General features: G+C 70.5%; 17 protein-coding genes. 11 read left to right on the top strand and 6 right to left on the bottom strand.

Annotation, left to right across the window (positions count from 1 at the left end; all coding sequences use genetic code 11):
* Nucleotides 1–22 precede the first annotated feature (22 nt).
* The 5 genes from KXC43_RS32860 to KXC43_RS32840 are packed head-to-tail and all read left to right on the top strand — an operon-like array spanning nt 23 to nt 4,766.
* The gene (locus KXC43_RS32860) at nt 23–1,057 is read left to right on the top strand and encodes a LacI family DNA-binding transcriptional regulator (RefSeq protein ID WP_221380089.1); all 1,035 of its coding nucleotides are present in this window, start codon (nt 23–25) and stop codon (nt 1,055–1,057) included.
* 12 nt (nt 1,058–1,069) lie between these two features.
* Nucleotides 1,070–2,386, top strand: coding sequence for an ABC transporter substrate-binding protein (locus KXC43_RS32855; protein WP_221380088.1), 1,317 nt, complete (start codon nt 1,070–1,072; stop codon nt 2,384–2,386).
* Nucleotides 2,387–2,397: 11 nt separating this feature from the next.
* On the top strand, nt 2,398–3,348 hold the full coding sequence (locus KXC43_RS32850) for a carbohydrate ABC transporter permease (protein ID WP_438870928.1): 951 nt from the start codon (nt 2,398–2,400) through the stop codon (nt 3,346–3,348).
* Nucleotides 3,348–4,178 (top strand): carbohydrate ABC transporter permease, encoded by an 831-nt coding sequence (locus tag KXC43_RS32845; protein ID WP_221380086.1) that lies wholly within the window; start codon nt 3,348–3,350, stop codon nt 4,176–4,178. The genes KXC43_RS32850 and KXC43_RS32845 overlap by 1 nt, the downstream gene beginning before the upstream one ends.
* 6 nt (nt 4,179–4,184) lie before the next feature.
* Nucleotides 4,185–4,766, top strand: coding sequence for a hypothetical protein (locus KXC43_RS32840; protein ID WP_221380085.1), 582 nt, complete (start codon nt 4,185–4,187; stop codon nt 4,764–4,766).
* Nucleotides 4,767–5,042: 276 nt separating this feature from the next.
* On the opposite strand, the gene KXC43_RS52895 is transcribed toward KXC43_RS32840, so the two are convergent.
* A complete protein-coding gene (locus tag KXC43_RS52895) occupies nt 5,043–5,219 on the bottom strand; it encodes a hypothetical protein (protein ID WP_308129366.1) in 177 nt (58 codons plus the stop codon).
* Between the two features lie 13 nt (nt 5,220–5,232).
* On the opposite strand from KXC43_RS52895, the gene KXC43_RS32835 reads away from it, so the two are divergent.
* The gene (locus KXC43_RS32835; protein ID WP_308129365.1) at nt 5,233–7,230 is read left to right on the top strand and encodes an MMPL family transporter; all 1,998 of its coding nucleotides are present in this window, start codon (nt 5,233–5,235) and stop codon (nt 7,228–7,230) included.
* 106 nt (nt 7,231–7,336) lie between these two features.
* On the opposite strand, the gene KXC43_RS32830 is transcribed toward KXC43_RS32835, so the two are convergent.
* From KXC43_RS32830 to KXC43_RS32820, 3 genes are all read right to left on the bottom strand, one after another.
* Complete coding sequence (locus KXC43_RS32830) at nt 7,337–8,785, bottom strand: sensor histidine kinase (protein ID WP_221380083.1); 1,449 nt, start codon at nt 8,783–8,785, stop codon at nt 7,337–7,339.
* Nucleotides 8,782–9,456, bottom strand: coding sequence for a response regulator transcription factor (locus KXC43_RS32825; RefSeq protein ID WP_221380120.1), 675 nt, complete (start codon nt 9,454–9,456; stop codon nt 8,782–8,784). Before KXC43_RS32825 ends, KXC43_RS32830 begins: the two co-directional genes overlap by 4 nt.
* A gap of 80 nt (nt 9,457–9,536) precedes the next feature.
* Complete coding sequence (locus tag KXC43_RS32820; protein WP_221380082.1) at nt 9,537–10,361, bottom strand: alpha/beta fold hydrolase; 825 nt, start codon at nt 10,359–10,361, stop codon at nt 9,537–9,539.
* 119 nt (nt 10,362–10,480) lie between these two features.
* On the opposite strand from KXC43_RS32820, the gene KXC43_RS32815 reads away from it, so the two are divergent.
* Entirely contained in the window at nt 10,481–11,455 is a 975-nt protein-coding gene (locus KXC43_RS32815; protein WP_221380081.1) for a sigma-70 family RNA polymerase sigma factor, read from the top strand.
* Here the strand turns inward: KXC43_RS32815 and KXC43_RS32810 are convergent.
* Nucleotides 11,366–11,788, bottom strand: coding sequence for an STAS domain-containing protein (locus KXC43_RS32810; RefSeq protein ID WP_221380080.1), 423 nt, complete (start codon nt 11,786–11,788; stop codon nt 11,366–11,368). The genes KXC43_RS32815 and KXC43_RS32810 overlap by 90 nt on opposite strands.
* Nucleotides 11,789–12,023: 235 nt before the next feature.
* Here KXC43_RS32810 and KXC43_RS32805 point away from each other — a divergent pair, with 235 nt between their 5' ends.
* Nucleotides 12,024–13,265 (top strand): FAD-binding protein, encoded by a 1,242-nt coding sequence (locus KXC43_RS32805; protein ID WP_221380079.1) that lies wholly within the window; start codon nt 12,024–12,026, stop codon nt 13,263–13,265.
* A 2,049-nt stretch (nt 13,266–15,314) separates the two neighbouring features.
* Here KXC43_RS32805 and KXC43_RS32800 read toward each other — a convergent pair.
* Nucleotides 15,315–16,214, bottom strand: coding sequence for a LysR family transcriptional regulator (locus KXC43_RS32800; RefSeq protein WP_221380078.1), 900 nt, complete (start codon nt 16,212–16,214; stop codon nt 15,315–15,317).
* Nucleotides 16,215–16,296: 82 nt separating this feature from the next.
* Between KXC43_RS32800 and KXC43_RS32795 the strand changes: the two genes are divergently transcribed.
* The 3 genes from KXC43_RS32795 to ftsH all read left to right on the top strand — a co-directional run bounded on the left by KXC43_RS32795 (nt 16,297) and on the right by ftsH (nt 20,726).
* Complete coding sequence (locus tag KXC43_RS32795) at nt 16,297–17,151, top strand: NAD-dependent epimerase/dehydratase family protein (RefSeq protein WP_221380077.1); 855 nt, start codon at nt 16,297–16,299, stop codon at nt 17,149–17,151.
* A 129-nt stretch (nt 17,152–17,280) separates the two neighbouring features.
* Nucleotides 17,281–18,471, top strand: a complete 1,191-nt coding sequence (locus KXC43_RS32790; protein WP_221380076.1) for a hypothetical protein — start codon at nt 17,281–17,283, stop codon at nt 18,469–18,471.
* A gap of 197 nt (nt 18,472–18,668) precedes the next feature.
* On the top strand, nt 18,669–20,726 hold the full coding sequence (gene ftsH / locus KXC43_RS32785) for an ATP-dependent zinc metalloprotease FtsH (RefSeq protein ID WP_255645247.1): 2,058 nt from the start codon (nt 18,669–18,671) through the stop codon (nt 20,724–20,726).
* Nucleotides 20,727–20,790: the final 64 nt, after the last annotated feature.

Here is a 20,790-nt window from a genome sequence, read left to right as displayed (position 1 = left end):
AAACCACAAAGGAGGCCGGGGCATGGCGGTGACCATTCGCGACGTCGCTCGGGCGTCCGGAGTGCACATCTCGACCGTGTCGCGCACGTTCTCGGCGCCGCATCTGGTCAACCCCAACACCCGCAGCCGTGTGCTGGCTCACGCCGAGGAGCTGGGCTACCGCCCGAACCGGGCCGCCCGCGCGCTCATCACCGGCCGCACCTACAACATCGGCCTGATCGTGGCCGACATCGCCAACCCGTTCTTCCCGCCGCTGATCAAGGCGGCCGAGAGTCAGGCCCGCAAGCACGACCACCACATCTTCGTCGCCGACACCAACGAGGACGCGGCGCTCGAGGAAGAGGTGGTGCGCGCCCTGGCCAAGCAGGTCGACGGCGTGCTGCTGGTCAGCCCGCGCATGAGCAACACGCTGATCGAACAGCTCAGCCGCGAGGTGCCGCTGGTCGTGGTGAACCGGCAGATCGCCGGCATCCCGGCCGTCGTGATGGACGTCGCCCGCGGCGCCCGCACGGCGGTCGAACACCTCACCGCGCTCGGTCACCGCCATCTCGCCCTGCTCGGCGGCCCGCGCGGGTCGTGGACGAGCCGCGAGATCCGGCGGTCGGCCGCCGCCACCGCCCGCACCGCCGGGGCCGAGCTGACCATCATCGGCCCCAACGCGCCGACCGAGTTCGGTGGGCTCACGGTCGCCCAGGACGTGCTGCGGGCCGGCGCCACCGCCGTGCTCGCCTACAACGACCTCATGGCGATCGGTCTCATCGAAGGTCTGATGGCCGCCGGGGCCCGGGTGCCCGCCGACGTCAGCGTCGTCGGGATCGACGACATCATGCTCAGCCGACTGACCCGCCCGAAGCTGACCACGGTGGCGACCCCCACCGCCGCCGCTGGTCGGGCGGCCGTCGACATGCTGCTCGCGCATGGCGACGACCGCCGCACCACCGCACACATCCACCTGCAGACCGAACTGGTCATTCGCGACTCGACGGGGCGGGGCCCGGGTCCGCACAGCCCTGCGGACCCGGGCGACGTGAACGCCCCGGAAGGTGTCGCTTCCTGAAGGAGAAGCGCCATGGAGCCCATCACGCGGGCGGTCACGCCCGCTCAACGTACTACCCGGCGCCGGCTACTCGCCGCCGCCCTTACCGTTCCGCTCCTGCTGGGCGCCGCCGCCTGCGGCGACGACGGAGGCGGCAGCGACGGCAAGACCGAGCTGTCGATCTTCTGGTGGGGCGCCGAGAAGCGCGCCGAGCTGACCGACCAGGCGCTCGCGCTCTACACCCAGAAACACCCGGACGTCACGTTCAAGAAGACCTGGCAGGGAAACCAGGGCTACTTCGACAAGCTGGCCACGCTCACCGCCGGCGGCAACCCACCCGACATCTTCCAGATCGACGACAACTACATCTCCGAGTACGCCGGTCGCGGTGTCACCCTCGACCTGACGTCCTACAAGGACAGCGGCAAGCTCGACGTCACCAAGTTCCCCGAGAGCCTGCTGAAGTACGGCGAGGTCGACGGCAAGCTGGCCGGCGTCCCCCTCGGCGAGAACACCCAGGGCCTGGTCTACGACAAGACCCTGCTCACCAAGAACAACCTGCCCGAGCCCAAGACCGGCATGAGCTGGGAGGAGTTCGTCGACTGGGCGGCCGACGTCACCAAGAAGGCGAAGCTGCCGGGCACGCAGGACGCCAGCGCGGTCTATCAGGCGCTCTGGGTCTTCCTGCGGCAGAACGGCAAGGACCTGTACGCCGGCAAGCAGCTGGGCTTCGACGAGGCCGACATCACCAAGTGGTTCGCGCTCTGGAAGGGCGCCCGCGAGAAGGGCGCGACGCCGACACCGGACGTGATCCACGAGGGCAACGCCAGTGACGTGAGCAAGCAGCTGGTGGCCACCGGCAAAGCCGGCACGTCGTGGGTCTGGGCCAACCAGATGCCCGAGCTCAAGAAGAGCACCGACAACGAGCTGGGCCTCATCGCGTACCCGGGAAATCCCAGCGCGCAGTGGGCTCGCGCCTCGATGTACATGTCGGCCTTCCGCGGCAGCGAGCACAAGGACATCGCCGTCGACGTCATCAACTTCCTGGCCAACGACCCCGAGGCGGGCAAGATCCTCGGCACCGACCGGGGCCTGCCGCCCAACCTCGACGTCCGTAAGCAGGTCGCCGCGACGGTGGAGGACCCCAACATGAAGCAGACCATCGCGGTGATGGACGAGCTGGGGAAGAGGTACGGGCCCACCGCGCCCACCGTGCCGCCGCAGGGGCACAGCAAGGTGCGCTCCGAGCTCGTCCGCGTGGCCGAAGAGGTCATCTACGGCCGGCAGACCCCGGAGCAGGGCGCGGCGGCGTTCGTCACCGCCGCCAAGGCGGCGATCGGCGCCTCGTGACCGCCTCCACCCTGAGCCCCGCACCCGTCGCTCCGGCTGCCCCGCAGCCGGGGCGGCGGGCCCGCCGCCGCCAGGAGAACCTGGCCGGATACGTGTTCCTCTCGCCGTGGCTGCTGGGCCTGCTCGGCATCACGGCGATCCCGATGCTGATCTCGCTGTATCTCAGCTTCACCGACTACAGCCCGCTGATCCCGCTGACCGAGGCGAACTGGATCGGCCTCGAGAACTACCGGCGCATGTTCACGGCCGACCAGTCCTACTGGCACGCGGTGCAGGTGACGGTGACGTTCGCGCTGGTGGCGGTGCCCCTCAAGCTGGCTGCCGCGCTCGCCGTGGCGCTGCTGCTCAACCGCACGATGCGCGGCATCTCGGTCTTCCGGGGCCTGTTCTATCTGCCGTCGCTGCTCGGCGGCAGCGTCGCGCTGGCCATCGTGTGGGTCAGCATGTTCAACCGCGACGGCGCCTTCAACTCGTTCCTGGCGATCTTCGGCATCGAGGGCCTGCCCTGGGTCAACGATCCCGACTGGGCGCTGTCCACGCTGATCCTGCTGGCCGTCTGGCAGTTCGGCGCGCCGATGGTGATCTTCCTGGCCGGGCTGAAGCAGGTGCCGGTCGAGCTCTACGAGGCGGCGTCGGTCGACGGCGCCAGCCCGTGGCGCAAGTTCGTGCACATCACGCTGCCGATGCTGTCGCCGGTCATCTTCTTCAACCTGGTGCTGGAGACCATCAACGGCTTCCAGGGCTTCACGTCGGCCTTCGTGCTCTCCAACGGCACCGGCGGCCCGGTCGACTCCACGCTGATGTATTCGCTCAACCTCTACATCGCCGGGTTCGTCGATCTGAACATGGGCTACGCGTCGGCGATGGCCTGGGTCTTCCTGCTCGTGATCGGCGCCATCACGGTGCTGCTGTTCAACACGGGCCGCTTCTGGGTCCACTACTCCGACAACGAGGAGCGGTGATGCGGTTTCCGTTCCGCCTCGCGGCCCTCCTGCTGATCCTGGCCATCGTGCTCTACCCGCTGGTGTGGATGGTGGGCACGTCGTTCAAGTCACCGCAGGAGATCGTCAACAACATCGGGCTGATCCCCCGCGAGTTCACGCCGGGCAACTTCGCCGACGGCTGGAACAAGTTCGACGTCAACTTCGGGCGCTTCTTCCTCAACAGCGCGCTCGTCTCGCTCCTGACGGTGGCCGGCAACACGATCTCGTGCCTGCTGGCGGCGTACGCGTTCAGCCGTTTGCGTTTCCGGCTGCGCGGCATCTGGTTCGGCGTCATGATCGGCACCCTGTTGCTGCCCGGGCACGTGCTGATCATCCCGCAGTACATCCTGTTCCGCAGCCTCGGCTGGGTCGGCGGCGACTGGCCCTACCTGCCGCTGCTGCTGCCGCAGTTCCTGGCCACCGAGGCGTTCTTCGTGTTCCTCATGGTCCAGTTCATGCGGGGCATCCCGCGCGAGCTCGACGAGGCCGCGGTGATCGACGGCGCCTCGCCCTACAGCATCTTCCGGCACGTGATCCTGCCGCTGTCCCGGCCGGCCCTCGTCACCACGGCGATCTTCTCGTTCATCTGGACCTGGAACGACTTCTTCCGCCAGCTGGTCTTCCTGTCCGACCTCAAGGACTACACCGCGCCGGTCGCGCTGACCCTGTTCATCGACTCCGGCAGCGAGAACGCGGTCGGCCCGATGTTCGCGATGTCGCTGCTGTCGCTGGTCCCGGTCTTCCTGTTCTTCGTGGCCTTCCAGCGCCTGCTCGTCGAGGGCATCAACACCAGCGGCCTCAAGGGGTGATCACTCGTGCCGCACGACTGGCGTGACTCGCTGCGGTTCGCCGCCGACCTGGCGTTGCTGGGCATCCTGGTGACCCTGGCCTGCCTGCCCGTCGTCACGGCCGGGGCGGCACTGGGCACGGGGAGCGCTGCCCTCCACCGGCTGCTCAGCATCGGGCGGTGGCCGACGGCCGCCGAGTGCCTGCTCGATTTCCGTACCCGGCTGGTGCCCGGCCTGTTCGCCGGTCCGCTGGTGCTGGCCGCCGCGTGGCTGGTGGTCGTCGACGTGGCGGCGCTGCGTCGCGGAGACGTTCCGGGCGGTGCCGCTGCGGTCGCTGCCGTGTTGCTGGCGGCGGCCCTGGGTGCCGGTTTCGCTGCTCTGGTGGTTGGGCTGGCCGGCTCGCCGGCGCCCCATTCCGTACGGCGGGCGGGAGCGCTGGCGGCCGGCAGGCCGCAGGCCTTGGCCGCCACGACCGGCGTGGCGCTGGTCGCGGCGGCGCTGGCGGCATTCGTCCACCCGGTCCTGCTGCCCGTGCTGGCCGGCTTCGCGCTTTTCGCCGTGCACGCCGTGCTCTTCCGGCTCAACCGGCTTGAAGGTGTCCGTCGATGACCGGGATGGCGAGCAGCTGTCCGCAGGAGTCGACCGCGATGTGGCGTTGACTTTCCTGCCCGCGTCGTAGCCGCGGCTACGAGCCCGGGTACTGACTCTTGAGCGGCCCGGTCCGGACGTCGTCACCGCACTGACGACGTCCGGACCGGGCCGCTCTGCTGCGTGACGGTCGCGGCCTCCTGCTCGACCTCGCCGACCCCGCGGGTCCGCGACGCGGCCTGAGCGGCGCATTAACAGTCGTCTCAGATTCGCTCACTACGAAGTACGCAGCAGGCATCAGACATGCGTGGAATCCGAATGCAGGAGGTTGGAGATGGCAGACAACGCAGCGCCGCCCGGGGAAGCGCCGACCGGCCGGTTGGCGGGTCGGTGGGTGCCGTGGTTGGTGATCGGTTTGTGGGTGGCCTTGGCGGTGGTGATGGTGCCGTTGAGCGGGAAGTTGGGCTCGGTCACCAAGGACAGGGCCGTGGATGGTCTGCCGGCCAGTGCCGAGTCCACGAAGGTGGCGGCGTTGGAGGACAAGCTTCCCGGTGGTGAGGACAACACGTTTGTCTTCGTGTACCACCGTGCTGGCGGTGTGACCGCCGACGACCGCGCGGCGGTCGAGCGTCATTACGACACCTTGGCCAAGCGGTACCCGCCGAAGGTGGCGCCGCCGGCCGGCGAGGACGACGAGGGCCCGGCGACGCAGCGCTCCAACGACGGCAAGGCGATGGTGTTCACCCTCAACGTGAGCACGAGCTACGGCGAACCGGCGGTCCTGATCGGCCCGATGCGGGACACTGCGAAGGACCGCCCCGCCGGCCTGGACCTCGACGTGACCGGCCCGGCAGGGATCGACGCCGACATGGACGCTGTCTTCGACGGCATCGACGTGCAGGTCTTCCTCACCACCATCATCGTCGTCACCATCCTGCTCATCCTCACCTACCGCAGCCCGGTGTTGTGGTTCGTCCCGCTGGTGGCCGTGGGTGTGGCCGCGTTGACCTCGATGGCGACGGTCTACCTGCTCGTCAAGGGCTTCGGCCTCGTGATCAACAGTCAGAACTCGGCGCTGCTGACGATCCTGGTGTTCGGCGTCGGCACGGACTACGCGCTGTTGCTCATCGCCCGATATCGGGAGGCACTGCACCACCACGAGAACGTCCGGGTCGCGATGCTGCACGCGCTACGCCGCGCGGCGCCGGCCATCATCGCGTCCGCGGCCACCGTGGTCGCCGGCCTGCTCTGCCTGCTCGCCGCGGACCTGAACGAAACCCGCGGGCTGGGCCCGATCGGTGCGGCCGGCATCCTCTGCGCGCTGGTGGCCATGCTGACGCTGTTCCCGGCGCTGCTCGTGGTGCTCGGCCGGCGGATCTTCTGGCCGGCCATCCCCCGCTTCAACACGGCCATGCAGCAGAAGCCGGGGCTGTGGGGACGGCTCGGCACCGCGATCAACCGCCGCCGGTGGGTGGCCACGCTCGCTTCGCTCGGAGTCCTCGGCGTGCTCACCGTCGGCCTGTCGGGCAACACCAACATCCTGCGCGAGCAGGATCAGTTCCTGTCCACGCCGGAATCGGTCGCCGGCTTCACCGTTCTGCGTCAGCACTTCCCGGAACTCGGCGGCCAGCCGATGACGGTCTTCACCCGGGCGGCGTACCAGGAACGGGTCCTCAACGTCGTCAAGGGCGTCCCCGGTGTGGCTCAGGCCGAAGCGGGCGAGACCAAGGGGGGCTGGGCCGACATCTCCGTGTACCCGACCGACGCGCCGGACACCACGGCGGAGTACGACACGATCAAACGGGTACGCACCGCCGTACACACGGTCAACGGGGCGGAAGCGATCGTCGGCGGGCCGAGCGCGGAGCACCTCGACACCGACGTGACCACCAAACGCGACCAGAAGGTGGTGATCCCGCTGGTCCTCGCCGTCATCCTGATCATCCTCGGGCTGCTGCTACGCGCCATCGTGGCCCCGCTGATCCTGATGGCCACCGTGATCGTCTCCTTCGCCGCGGCCTTCGGCGGCAGCGTGTTCGTCTTCGACACCATCCTCGGCTTCAAAGGCATCGACTACTCGGTGCCGCTGCTGGCCTTCATGTTCCTGGTAGCGCTCGGCGTCGACTACAACATCTTCCTGACCCACCGGGCCCGCGAGGAAACCCTGCGCCTCGGCACCAGAGACGGCATGCTCAAAGCCCTCTCGGCCACCGGCGGCGTGATCACCTCAGCCGGCCTGGTCCTGGCGGCCACGTTCGCGGTCCTCGTCTCACTTCCGCTGGTGATGCTGGTCGAACTCGGGTTCCTCATCGCCTTCGGCGTCCTGCTCGACGCCCTGCTCGTACGGTCGGTCCTGGTACCCGCCCTCACCCTGCTACTCGGCCGGCGGATGTGGGCACCCAGCCGGCTCTCCCGCCCACCGGCGGAGCCACCGGCCAGGCACCGGTCACTCGCCGACGACGAGGAGCCCGCGCTGCAACGGTGAGCGCGGCGGCACGAACGAGATCCGGGACGGGCTCAAGCCCGTCCCGGATCTTTTCATGGGCCCGACAGTCGCCGCCCTTCGGTCCTGCGCCACGCGCCGGGGCCGGTCAGCGCACCGCGGTGTCCTCCCCGGCGGTGAGCCGCGCGATCGGGGCGGGCGGGGCCGCGGCCGGAAGGTCGATCCGAAGCAGCGCGCCACCGCGTGCGGAGCGGGCGACGGCGGCCCGGCCGCCGTGGGCGTCGACGACCCGCTGCACGATCGACAGCCCCAGGCCGGATCCCGGCAGCGCCCGGGCGCTGCCGGCACGGTAGAACCGGTCGAACACCCGCGGAGCGTCGGCGGCGTCGATGCCGGGCCCGGCGTCGTCGACCTCGAGCACGGCCGACGCGCCCTCGGCGCGGAGCCGGACCTGGACCGGCTGGTCCGCGGGGGACCACTTGCCGGCGTTGTCGATGAGGTTGAGCACCGCCCGCTGGAGCGCAGCGGGACGCCCGCTCACCCACACGGAGGTCACGTCGAGCGCGATCTCGATGTCGGGCACGCGGGAACGCGCCCGGGTCGCGGCGGCCACCGTCACGTCGGCGAGGTCGAGCAGCTCGGTGCTCTCGTCGTTGATGTCACCGCGGGCCAGGTCGGTCAGCTCGGCGGCAAGGGTGCTCAACTCGGCCACCTGGGCGCCGAGATCGTTGAGCAGCCGGGTCCGGCTCTCCGCCGGCAGCGCAGTGTCCAGGGTGCCGCGCCGATCGAGCCGGATCAGCAGCTCGATGTTGAGGCGCAGGCTGGTGAGCGGGGTCTTGAGCTCGTGGGCGGCGTCCTCGGCGAGCAGCCGCTGGGCGCGCCGGGAGCCCCGGAGCGCGGCGAGCATGTCGTTGATCGACTGGATCAGCCGCCGGATCTCCCCGCCGCCCTCGTCCGGGATGTCGGCGTCGAGGTCCTGGGTGTGCGCGACGCGGACCGCGGCGGCGGTCAGCCGGTCGATCGGCGCCAGCGCGGCCCGCGCCACGGTCCGCCCGACCAGGGCGCCACCGATCACGCAGAACAGCCCGATCAGCAGCATGCCGAACCCGAACTGGTTGATCGGGCTGTCGTCGGCGAGCTGGGCCACTTGGACCGCGCCGTCGCCGGACCGCAGCGTGTAGATGATGTAGCCGTCGTCCCAGTCGGTCGACTCCAGCAGGTCGGTCGACGCGCCCTGCGCCACGCGCCCGGCGTGCTCGCTGACCGGGGGCAGCGCGGGTTGGCCGGCCGGCGTCCGGGTCGAGCCGTCGGACAGGATGACCCGCACCAGCCGACCGGATCCGGGATACGGCGGTAGCTCGACCCGCGCCGGACCGGCGCGCTCCGCGTTCGTCGCCAGGACACGGGAGTCGGCGCGCAGCTGATTCTCGGCGGTGTCCCGCAGCTTCCGGTCCATCAGCTCGCTGGCCACCTGGAAGGCCACGAACACGCTGACCGCGATGGCCGTCGCCGCGATGATCGTCAGCCTGGTCCGCAGGGACTGCAGTCGCCACCATCGGGTCAGCCGCAGCGGTTCCCGGCCGGCGGCGCTGCTCACGGCGGAGTCTCCCGCAACGTGTACCCCAGGCCGCGCAGCGTGTAGATCAGTCGTGGCTCGCCCTCGGCCTCCATCTTGCGGCGCAGGTAGCTCACGTACACCTGGAGGTTGTTGGCGGTGGTGCTCATGTCGAAGCCCCAGATCGCCTCGAACAGCGCGTCGCGGGTCAGGACCCGGGTCGCGTTGCGTACGAGGACTTGCAGGAGGGAGAACTCGGTCCGGGTCAGGTGCAGCGACCGCCCGCCCCGCCACGCCTCGAACCGGTCGGGATCGAGCCGGACGTCGGCGTACGACAGGACCTGCGACTCGTCGTCGCCCGGCGCGCGGCGGCGCAGCAGGGCCCGGACCCGTGCCAGCAACTCCTCGGTGGCGAACGGCTTGGGCAGATAGTCGTCGGCGCCCGCGTCCAGCCCGGCGACCCGGTCGGAGACCTGATCCCGAGCGGTCAGCATCAGCACCGGCAGATCCCGGCCCGCTGCTCGCAACCGCCGGCAGGTCTCCAACCCGCCCAGGCGGGGCATCATCACGTCGAGGATCAGCAGATCCGGCGCGTCGCCATCGACCCCGTCGAGGACGGCGAGACCGTTGGCGACGGTGCTGGTGTCGTAGCCCTCGACCTGGAGCACCCGCTCCAGCGACTCACGGATGGCCGCCTCGTCATCCGCGATCATGATCCGCACGCCGGCCGCTCCTCCAGTCGAAGTTTCGGCTCATTCTCCCCGATCAACCTGAGGCCATCATTAGAGCCGGCTCATTCCCCTGCGTCGACGAAGCCCAGGGCGGCCGCGGCGAACAGCGGGGACATGAACAGGTTGTAGTGGGTCAGGCCGGGCAGGATGGCGAGCGCGTGCCCGCCCTTGGGCCGGCCCTCGCCCATCCAGCCGCCGTCGCGCAGGCCGCCGTCGAGCAGCTCGAACACCTCGACGAAGTGGCTCGGCGGGCACATGTCGGCGTCGGCCGCCACGATCAGCGTCGGCACCTGGAGGTTGCGCACCTCCTCGGTGTAGTCGTAGTCCTTCGCCATGGCCTCGCCGATCTTGCCGAGCAGGCGGGGGAAGTCCTCCGGACGGGGCGCGACCCGCGAGTACAGCTCGTACATCGGGGTCTCTTTCATGAACTCGGCCGCCTCGGGGCCCACCTGGCCCTGCTGCTCGAGGATCTCGGGGTAGGTGGCGTTGCGGCGGATGCCGGCCGAGGCCGCGACCAACCGGCCGACCTTGGCCGGGTGGCGGATCGCGAGCTGCAGGGCCACCCCGCCGCCCAGCGAGTAGCCGACCACGTCCGGCTTCTCGAGGCCGAGGTGGTCGATGAGGGCAGCCACGTCGTCGGCCATGAACGTGATGTGAAGCGGGCGGTCGATGTCGGCCGTGCGGCCGTGACCCTGCAGGTCGACCAGGATCACCCGGTGACCCTCGGCGAACTGACCGATGATCGGCCCGAACATCTCGCCCGAGCCGAGGCCGCCGTGCAGCAGGATCAGCGGGCGGCCCTCGCCGTGCGACTCGTAGTACAGGTTGATTCCGTTGACCTCGGCGTACTGGCCGTTGCCGGCGTTGTCCTGGGTCCAGTTCGTCATTTTGTGCCTCCGGGGCGTCTCGTGCTCTGTGCGACACCCCTAAGACCTGGCACGTCCGGAGTACTCATCGGTGTGCGCAGAGGTTTTTCTTGTCGTACCCCTGGGCTAGGTTCGGACTCGTGAGCGACGTGGCCACCCCCCTCGAGTCCCAGCTGGAGACGTTCCGCCCCGAGCTGACCGGTTACTGCTACCGCATGCTCGGTTCCGCCTTCGAGGCGGAGGACGCCGTCCAGGACACTCTCGTGCGCGCCTGGAAGAGTTACGAGGGCTTCGAGGGCCGTTCGGCCCTGCGGTCCTGGCTCTACCGCATCGCCACGAACGTCTGCCTGACCATGCTCGGCAGCGCCCAGCGGCGGGCCCGGCCGATGGAGCTCGGCGGCCCCGGCGACGGTCACGCCACCCATGCGGGCGAGCCCCGGCCCGACGAGATCTGGGTCGGCCCGGTGCCCGACGGGCGCGTGCTGGCCGCGGTGGCCGACCCGGCCCAGGTGGTCGCCGACCGCGAGTCGATCCGGCTCGCCTTCGTCGCCGCGCTGCAACACCTGCCGCCCAAGCAACGGGCCGTGCTCATCCTCCGCGAGGTGCTGGCCTGGTCGGCGCAAGAGGTGGCCGACCTGCTCGACACGTCGGTGCCCAGCGTCAACAGCGCCCTGCAACGGGCCCGGGCCACGATCGCCGCGGCCGACAAGGGCGCCCAGGTGCTCGAGCCCTCCGACGACGAGCAGAAGAAGCTGCTGGCCCGCTACGTGCAGGCCTTCGAGGCGTACGACCTGACCGCGCTCACCGCCCTGCTCCACGAAGACGCGACGCTGTCGATGCCGCCGCTGCCGCTGTGGCTGCGCGGCCACGCCGACATCACGGCCTGGATGTCCGGCACCGGCGCCGGCTGCGAGGGCTCCCGCCTGATCCCGCTCGTGGCCAACGGCCTGCCCGCCTTCGCCCAATACCGCCGCGACGAGCACGGCCCCGGCCACGTGCCGTGGGCGCTGATAGTCCTCGAGATCTCAGACGGCCGGATCGCCGGGATCAACAACTTCCTCGACACCCAGCGCCTGTTCCCGCTCTTCGACCTGCCCGAAAGCCTCCCCGCCTGAACCGCCCGCGACCCCGGTTCGCCCCGGGGCCGGTGGGGGGTATCCGCGCGCGTAGCGGCCCGAGAAGAACAGGCCGCCCAGGCCCATCAGGCTGAAGACCATCAGGAGCTCGCTGGTGGCGCCGCGGGTGTTGAAGCGCCAGCCGTATCGGCCCGCGGTCATGCGCAACCGGGCCAGGGCCTCGATGGTGACCACGTCGGGCTGCGCCTCGGAGACGTCACAGACGACCTGGCCCGGTGCCGGGCGACCGCGCAACAGGTCGGCCAGCGCCGCGCACAGGCACGGGATGTCGGCCCGGGTGACCCCCGCGCCGACGGCGAACACGACCGTCATGGTTGTAGGACCGTCCGGAACGACCGGACTCATCGGTCGCCGAGCCGGTCGTTCAGCGGCTCGCGCTCATCGGCCGTCCGGCTCACCCCGGCATCGGCTGTATCGACCTGATTGTTCGCGCGGGGCCCGGCCGCGTGGGTGTTATGGGCGGTTGTCGCGGTGGGTTCCGATTCGGGCGCTTCGAACACCCGGGCACGGCTGCCCGGCGTACGGGAAGGAGTTTTAGGGTGGTCGCATGAGCGAGCAAGTGACCAACTGGGCCGGCAACGTCGTCTTCGGTGCGCGGGAGGTGCGCCGGCCCACGTCGGTGGACGAGGTGCAGCAGATCGTCGCCGGCGGTGGGCCGATCAAGGTGCTGGGCAGCGGACACTCCTTCAACCGCATGGCCGACACCGATGGCACGCTGGTCTCGCTCGCCGAGCTGCCGCGCCTGGCCGAGATCAGCGCCGACCGCAAATCGGTGCGGGTCGACGGGGGCATCCGCTACGGCGTGCTGGCCGCCCACCTCTACGACAACGGTCTGGCCCTGCACAACACGGCGTCGCTGCCGCACATCTCGGTGGCCGGCGCGGTCGCCACCGCTACGCACGGCTCGGGCGAGAAGAACCAGAACCTGGCCGCCGCCGTATCGTCGATCGAGTTCGTCGACGGTTCCGGCAAACTGGTCACGCTGTCCCGTGGCGACGCCGACTTCCCGGGCGCCGTCGTCAACCTGGGCGCTCTCGGCGTCGTCGTCGCCCTCACGGTCGACGTCCAGCCGGCCTTCGAACTGCGCCAATATGTGTACGACAACGTGCCCCGGGCCTCGGTCGAGCAGCACCTGCACGAGATGCTGGCCGACGGCTACAGCGTGAGCCTGTTCACCAACTGGACCAGCCTCGACATCAGCCACGCCTGGCTGAAGCGCACCGAGCCGATGACCGGCGACTGGTACGGCGCCCACCTGGCCGACGGTCCGCGCCACCCGGTGCCCGGCATGCCCGCCGTCAACAGCACCGAGCAGGGCGGCGTCCCCGGCCCGTGGCATCAGCGGCTGCCCCACTTCCGCATGGAGTTCACCCCGTCCAGCGGCGAGGAACTCCAGACCGAATACCACGTGGCCCGCGAGGACGGCCTGGCCGCGATCGACGCCGTGGCCTCGATCCGCGACCGGGTGGCCCCGGTGCTGCAGGTGTGCGAGATCCGCACGATCAAGGCCGACGACCTGTGGCTGAGCCCCAACTACCACCGCGACAGCATGGCCCTGCACTTCACCTGGATCGCCGACGCCGACGCCGTGACCCCCGTGGTGGCCGAGCTCGAACAGCGCCTGGCCCCGTTGTCGCCGCGCGCCCACCTGGGCAAGGTCTTCACCCAGACGCCGTCGACGATCCGGTCCGGGTACGAGCGTTTCGCCGACTTCGAGCAGCTCGTGCGCCGCTACGACCCGGCCGGCACGTTCCGCAACCCGTGGCTGGCCGACATCCTGGGCTTCTGACCGACAACTCCGCCGACCACGCGACCCGCCGCCCTGTCTGGGGTGGGTCGCTGGTTGCGAGGGGGTGCTGGTCGCGCGGGGTGCTGCTTGCGTGGGGCGCTGCTCGGGGCGGGGTGCTGCTCGCGTGGGGTGCTGGTTGCGTGGGGTGCTGGTTGCGTGGGGCGCTGCTCGCGTGGGCGCTGCTCGCGTGGGCGCTGCTTGCGTGGGGCGCTGCTCGCGTGGGCGTTGTTGCGCCGGTCGCGCGGGGTGCTGCTAGCGCGAGAGCCGCTCGTGCGGGTGTTGTTCCGGTGGTCGCGCGGGGTGCTGGTGACAGGTGCTGTTCGCCGGGTCGCGCGAGGCGCTGTCGCGTAGGTGTTCATTCGCTGCTTGCGCGCGGCTCTGGGCGTGCGGGTGTTGTTCCGCCGGTCATGCTGGGCTCCGGTCGGGGGGTGTTGTTGTGCCGGCCACGCGGGGCGCCGCCCGGGTGACCGGCGGACGAACTAACGCGTTGCGGGATACGAGGCGCGCAGCGCCCGGCGGGTCTGGTGCCGGTCACGCCGCCGCTCCTGGCGGTTGAAGAAGCTCGATTCGACGTGCCCGTGGCTCTCACAGCGCCGCATGTTGAAGGCTGCCGTGCCCACCCAGTGGCAGCGGCCGCGGTCTGCCCGCTGGGGCACAGCCCGGCTCGGCAGCGTGCACGGCCCGAAGCGATGGTCGTGCACAGGCTTGCAACTCACCCCCGGCGCATCCACCAGCTGCACCCACCAGGGCCGAGTTTTGTCGGTCCGACTCATGAAACGGTCACCTTCCGGCTCCGCGCAGCCCCGTTTTGGGGCTGTCACAAGATCGGATGCACCGCACTCACCTCATTCATCGGGTGCCGCCCACCGTACTGCGGGCTGCCGAATCCGGCGACGCCATTTGCCGGGCCGCCGGGGTGGGTGAGTAGCGAGTTCGGTCGAGGCGGTTGGTGAGCGTCAGCCGTGCCGGCCGGTGGGGCGGGCCGGGCCGGAGTGGCGGGCTTTGGACGGCCGGTCATGAGTAGCGGCACCGAGTGGCCCGGTCACGGGCGGGTCGGCTACGGGCAGGGGCACCGGCGGCTCGGTTGCCGCCTGGGGGCCGGAGCGGCCGGTGACGAGCGGTCGTTCATGGGCTGTTGGGGCCGTGGCGGCTCGGTCATGGGTTGCGGGCCGGGCGGGCGAGTCGCGGGCGGCCTGGGGGGCCGTGGCGGCCGGTGACGAGCGGTCGTTCATGGGCTGTTGGGACCGTGGCAGCTCGGTCATGGGTTGCCGGCCGGCCGGGCGGGTGAGTCGCGGGCGGCTCGGTTACGGCCTGGGGGCCAGAGCGGCCGGGTGACGAGCCCTCATTCATGGGCTGTGGGGCCGTGGCGGCCCAGTTATGGGCGATAGGTCATGGGCTGCGGGCCGGGCAGGCCAGCCGCGGGCGGCTCGGTTACGGGCCGTGGGGCAGGCCGACCAGTCACGAGCCGTCGTTCATGGGTTGAACGGCCGGCGGCCAGCCACGGGCTGCGGGGCCGGGACGGTCCGGTCAGAGCGGTCGGTCATGGGCTGCGGGGCCAGGCGGCTCGCCATTGCTGCCCGATTACGGGGTGCGGGGCCGTGCGATCCGTCACGAGCGGTCGGTTATGGGCTGTGGGGCTTGGCGAGTGGGTCACGAGCGGTCGGTCGTGGACTGCGGGGCCAGGCGGTTCGTTATTGGCGGCTTGGTTGCGGCCTGTGGGCCAGGGCTGCCCGGTAACGAGCGGTCGGTCATGGGCCGCGGGGTAGGCGGCTAGCTATGGGCAGTCCGGTTACGGGGCGTGGGCGGAGGCGGTTCCGTTACGAGCGGTGGTCATGGGCCGCGGGGTAGGCGGCTAGCTATGGGCAGTCCGGTTACGGGGCGTGGGCAGAGGCGGTTCCGTTACGAGCGATGGTCATGGGCCGCGGGGCAGGCGGCCAGACATGGCCGGTTCAGTTACGGGGTGGGCCAGGCGGGTCCGTTACGAGCGGTCGGTCGCAGGGTGGCAAGCCCGGTCTGGCGGTCGGGGGCGGCGCGGGCTGATTTGTGGGATCAGTAGCGGTCGCGGCGGGTGATGTGGGTGTCGATCAGGTCCAGGAATGCCTGGGCGGCTCGGGTGAGTGGGTTCGTGGTGCTGCGGGCTACGCCCAGCACCCAGGACTCGGCCGGTGGGTCGAGGGCGACCGGCACTACCTTGGCATCGCTCTCGGCGGCCAGTGGGGGCACGACGGCGAGACCGATGCCGGACTCGACGTAGCGGGGGATCGTGCTCAGCTCGTTGACCTCGATGGCGATGCGGCGGGTGATGCCGGCCAGGCGGAAGTCGTTGTCGGTGCGGACCCGGTTGCAGAAGCCGGGCGGCAGGTCGACGAAGGGGTGGTCGGCTACGGCGGCGGGGGAGACGCTGGGCTCCGCGGCCAGCGGGTGACCGGCCGGCACCAGCAGGCGGGGCTGGAACCGGGCGATCTCGTCGACGTGCAGGCCGGGGATCGTCGTCGACGGGACGCCCACGAAGGCCAGATCGAGCGTGTGCGCGTGCAGGGCGGCCAGCATGCCCTCGGTGCCGGCGGCGGCCGTGGAGAGGGTGAGCTGCACGTGCGGGTGCCGCGAGCGGAAGTCGTGGACCAGCGCGGGCAGGTCGATCATGGTGAGGCCGGACAGTGTGCCGATGCGCAGGTTGCCCGTTACGCCGTCGCGGACGCCGTCGACTGCGGCCCGGGCCTGGTCGAGCGAGTCGAGGGCGCGCCGCGCCTCGGGCAGCAGCGCCTTGCCGGCCTCGGTGAGCGCGACGCTGGTCGTCGTCCGCCGGAAGAGCGAGGCGCCCAGGTCGCGTTCCAGTGCCCGGATGCTGGCCGACACCGTCGACTGCACCGCGTGGGTGCGCCGCGCGGCCCGGGTGAAGTTCAGTTCCTCGGCCACGGCCACGAAGAACTGGAGCTGGCGTTGTTCCACCGGGTGACCCTATCGCCCACGGCGATGAGCGGCATCGAACGTATTCGTTGGCGGCGAACAGCGGCCGAGTCAGGATCTTCCCATGAAGATCTTCCTGACCGGCGCGACCGGTTACATCGGCTCCCGGGTGCTTCCCGCGCTCACCGCGGCTGGTCACAGCGTCACGGCGCTGGTGCGCAAGTGTTCCGTACGGGGTGCGGGAGTCACGCCCGTCGTGGGGGACATGCGTGACCGCGACACCGTCCGGCAGTTGGCGGGCGAGGCGGATGCGGTCATCGCCTTGGCCACCCCGGGCGACGCCACCAGCGCCGCGGCCGACGACGACTTCGTCGGCGCCGTGCTGGCCGGGCTGCGGCCGGGCGCCACTCTCGTTCGTACGGGCGGAATCTGGGTCTATGGCGACGGCGACGGCATCACCGAGGAGAAGCCGCTCGACGCGCCCGCCATCGTGGCCTGGCGGGAGGCGGTCGACCGCCGGGCGCTGACCGCGCCGGGCATCCGCTCGCTGCTGATCGAGCCGGGCATCGTGTACGGCTACGGCGCCGGCATCCCGGCGATGTTCTTCGGCAATCGGGCCGAGGTGCGGCTGGTCGGGCCGGGCGCCCAGCATTGGACGACCGTGCACGTCGACGATCTGGCCGAGCTGTACGTGGCGGCGCTGACGCTCGGTGCGGCGGGCGAGCGGTTCATTGCCGTCGGCGGCGACAATCCGACCGTACGGGAGATGGGTGCAGCGGCGAGCCGGCGCCTGGGCCTGGATGGGCGGGTCGTGCCCGAGGACGCGGCGGCGACGGTGGAGCGGCTCGGCGATTTCGGGGCGGCGCTGTTGCTGAATCAGCAGGCGTCGGGCGAGAAGGCACGACGGGAGCTCTCGTGGAAGCCGACCCGGCCGTCGCTGCTCGAAGAGCTGGCGTCGGGCCCGTACGATCCGGTCTGACCTGCGGGTTTACCGGGCGCCGACAAAGATCACCTTAAGTGTTCCTTAAGCGGTAATCCCTCGTGGGAGCGCTCCCGTATGGATGGCCGTAGCCAAAAAACGGTCCCCCTGGCGGAAGGCGCAGCTCCAATGTACAGATCCCGGTACAACAAGTCCCGCACGATTTCGCGCCGCTGGCAGATCGGTGCGGTCGCGGGTGTCGCCGTGGTCCTCGCCGGTGTGGGCCTCGGCGTTGCCTCGGCCGCCGAGACGGTGCCCACCGTGAACTGCCCCCAGGTGAACAACCTGCCCGCAGTCCCGGCACAGGCGCAGGCCGAGGTGCAGCGCAACCTGGAGCTGCTGAACACGCAGATCGCCGAGGCCAACGCCCGGATCGCGTCCTCAGTCGGGCAAGGCGGCCCGGCTTTCATCCAGAACGCAGTTCTGGGCCCATTGAAGGACAAGCGTTTCGCGGTGATCAACCGGATCGAGACGGCGATCGGTCGCAACGCGGCCAAGCCGAACCTGAACGCCGAGGGCCTGTCGACCTGTTCACTGAACCAGGACGGCGGCAACTCGGCCGAACAGCCGGTCGAGGTTCCCGCAGCCGGTAACGGCGGCAACGCGGGCAACGGCAACGCCGGTGGTGGCAACGCCGCCGTTCCCACGGTCAATTGTCCCCAGGTCGACAAACTGCCCGCCGTGCCGGCCCAGGCCCAGGCCGAGGTGCAGCGCAACCTGGAGCTGCTGAACACGCAGATCGCCGAGGCCAACGCCCGGATCGCCTCCTCGGTCGGGCAGGGTGGCCCCGCCTTCATCCAGAACGCGATCCTCGGCCCGCTGGAGGACAAGCGTTTCGCCACCATCAACCGGATCGAGACGGCGATCGGCCGCAACGCGGCCAAGCCGAATCTGAACGCCGAAGGCCTGTCGACCTGCTCGCTCAACGAGAACGGCGGCAACTCGGCCGAGCAGCCGGTCGAGGTTCCCGCAGCCGGTAACGGCGGCAACGCCGGCAACGGCAACGCCGGTGGTGGCAATGCGGCCGTGGCCACGGTCAACTGCCCCCAGGTGAACAACCTGCCCGAGATTCCGGCTCAGGCCGCGGCCGAGGTGCAGCGCAACCTGGAGCTGCTGAACACCCAGATCGCCGAGGCCAACGCCCGGATCGCGTCCTCGGTCGGCCAGGGCGGCCCGGCCTTCGTTCAGAACGCGATTCTCGGCCCGCTGGAGGACAAGCGTTTCGCCACCATCAACCGGATCGAGACGGCGATCGGCCGCAACGCCGTCAAGCCGAATCTGAACGCCGAGGGCCTCGCCCCCTGCGCCCTCAACCAGTAAGCACCACCCGGGGCTGAACGCCACGTCAGCCCAGCCACGCCAGACGCGCGCCCGGACCCCCACCCGGGCGCGCGTCTCTGCGTACGCGGGCCGCGCCCCGGCCTTTGTCGGTTCATGCTGACTGTGGTGACGATGGGCATGCGTAGCGCGCGTCACGACTGCGCATTCCCGCTCTGTATCAGGGGTAGCTTCGCGCCATGCCCGCCGATGCCCCAGACGCGAAGCCGCCGCAGCGCCCCCACCCCTGGAAGGTGGAGGGCGTGCCACCCACTCCCGCACCCGGTGGCCCGAAAAGGCCGCGTTCCTCCTGGGTCCGCTTCGGCGGCATGCTCGTCGTCCTGCTCGCCCTCAACTGGATCATCTCGTCGTTCTTCCTGGCGCCGCCCGAGCGCGCGCCCGTGTCGTACACGTTCTTCCTGACCCAGGTCCAGGGCGACAACGTCGCCGAGATCACGTCGACCGCCGACACGATCGAGGGCCAGTTCAAGAAGGAAGTGGCCTACACGCCGACCGGCGACACCAAGTCCGAGCAGGTCGACCGGTTCACCACGCAGCGGCCCTCGTTCGCCGACGACGACCTCTTCTCGCAGCTGCAGGCCGACAACGTGCCGGTCAACGCCAACCCCCCGGACGCGCCGGCGCCCATCTGGCAGCAGCTGCTGATCGGCTTCGGCCCGACCATCCTGCTGGTCGCACTCTTCATCTGGATCAGCCGGCGCATGGCGGGCGGCGGTGGTGGCGGCGTGCTGGGCAGCTTCGGCAAGTCGCGGGCCAAGCTCTACCAGCCGGAATCGGGACCGCGCACCACGTTCGCCGATGTCGCCGGCATCCAGGAGGTCGAGCAGGAGGTCACCGAGATCGTCGACTTCCTGCGCGAACCCGGGAAGTACCGCAAGCTCGGCGCTCAGATCCCGCACGGCGTGCTGCTCAGCGGCCCGCCCGGCACGGGCAAGACGCTGCTGGCCCGCGCGGTCGCCGGCGAGGCCCAGGTGCCGTTCTTCTCGATCTCGGCCTCCGAGTTCATCGAAGCCATCGTCGGTGTCGGCGCCAGCCGCGTACGCGACCTGTTCGACCAGGCGAAGAAGGTGGCACCCTCGATCATCTTCATCGACGAGCTGGACGCCATCGGCCGCGCCCGCGGCAGTGCCCAGTCCCTCGGCGGCAACGACGAGCGCGAGCAGACGCTCAATCAGATCCTCACCGAGATGGACGGCTTCACCGGCAGCGAGGGCGTGGTCGTGCTGGCCGCCACCAACCGGTCCGAGGTCCTGGACCCCGCCCTGCTGCGCCCCGGCCGCTTCGACCGCCGTGTCGTGGTGAGCCCGCCCGACCTCGCGGGCCGCCGCGCCATCCTGGCCGTGCACACCCGCGGTGTCCCCGTCGCGCCCGGCGTCGACCTGGACGGCATCGCGGCGTCCACGCCTGGCATGGTCGGCGCCGACCTGAAGAACCTGGTCAACGAGGCCGCGCTGCTGGCCGCCCGGCGCGGGCACGACCAGGTGCGGAACAACGACTTCACCGACGCCCTCGAAAAGATCGTGCTGGGCACCGTACGGGGCCTGATGCTGACCCCCGACGAGAAGGAGCGCACGGCGTTCCACGAATCCGGCCACGCGCTGCTGGGCATGCTGACCCCGGGCGCCGACCCGGTCCGCAAGATCTCGATCATCCCGCGGGGCCAGGCCCTGGGCGTCACGTTCCAGAGCCCGTCGAGCGACCGCTACGGCTACTCGAAGCAATACCTCATGGGCCGCATCATCGGAGCCCTGGGCGGGCGCGCCGCCGAACAGGTCGTCTTCGGCGACGAGACGACCGGCGCCGAGAGCGACCTCGACCAGGTCAGCAACATCGCACGCCAGATGGTCGGCCGCTGGGGCATGTCCGACGCGATCGGCCCGGTCACCGTCCTGCCGCCCCCCGGCCAGGAATCCCCGTTCGGCGACGGCGTCGCCCCCGCCACCAAGGAACTCATCGACGCCGAGGTCCGCAAGATCGTCGACGAGTGCTACGCCGAGGCGCTGTCCCTGCTCCGATCGCACCGGCCGCAGCTCGACAGCCTGGCTCATCGTCTGCTCCAGACCGAAACACTGGACGAAGCCGACGCGTACGCCGCCGCGGGCATCAACCCGGCCGAGGCGCCCGGTGCGGTGGCCCGGGGGGAGGCCCCCGGCTCTACTCCTGCCCCGGGCATCCCGCATCCGGTGTCAGCCGACAGCAACCCTTCCAACGGCGTTCCGACGCCCGCCCCATCCTGATCGGGTTTACGAGCGGCGGCATCGGGGCTTGCGAGCGGCGGCATCGGAGCTCGCGAACCGGGGC

The sequence above is a fragment of the Paractinoplanes polyasparticus genome, from assembly GCF_019710575.1.
Lineage (GTDB): Bacteria > Actinomycetota > Actinomycetes > Mycobacteriales > Micromonosporaceae > Actinoplanes > Actinoplanes polyasparticus.
The sequence above is the reverse complement of the archived record's forward strand: the minus strand, read 5'-3'. Positions and strand labels throughout refer to the sequence as shown.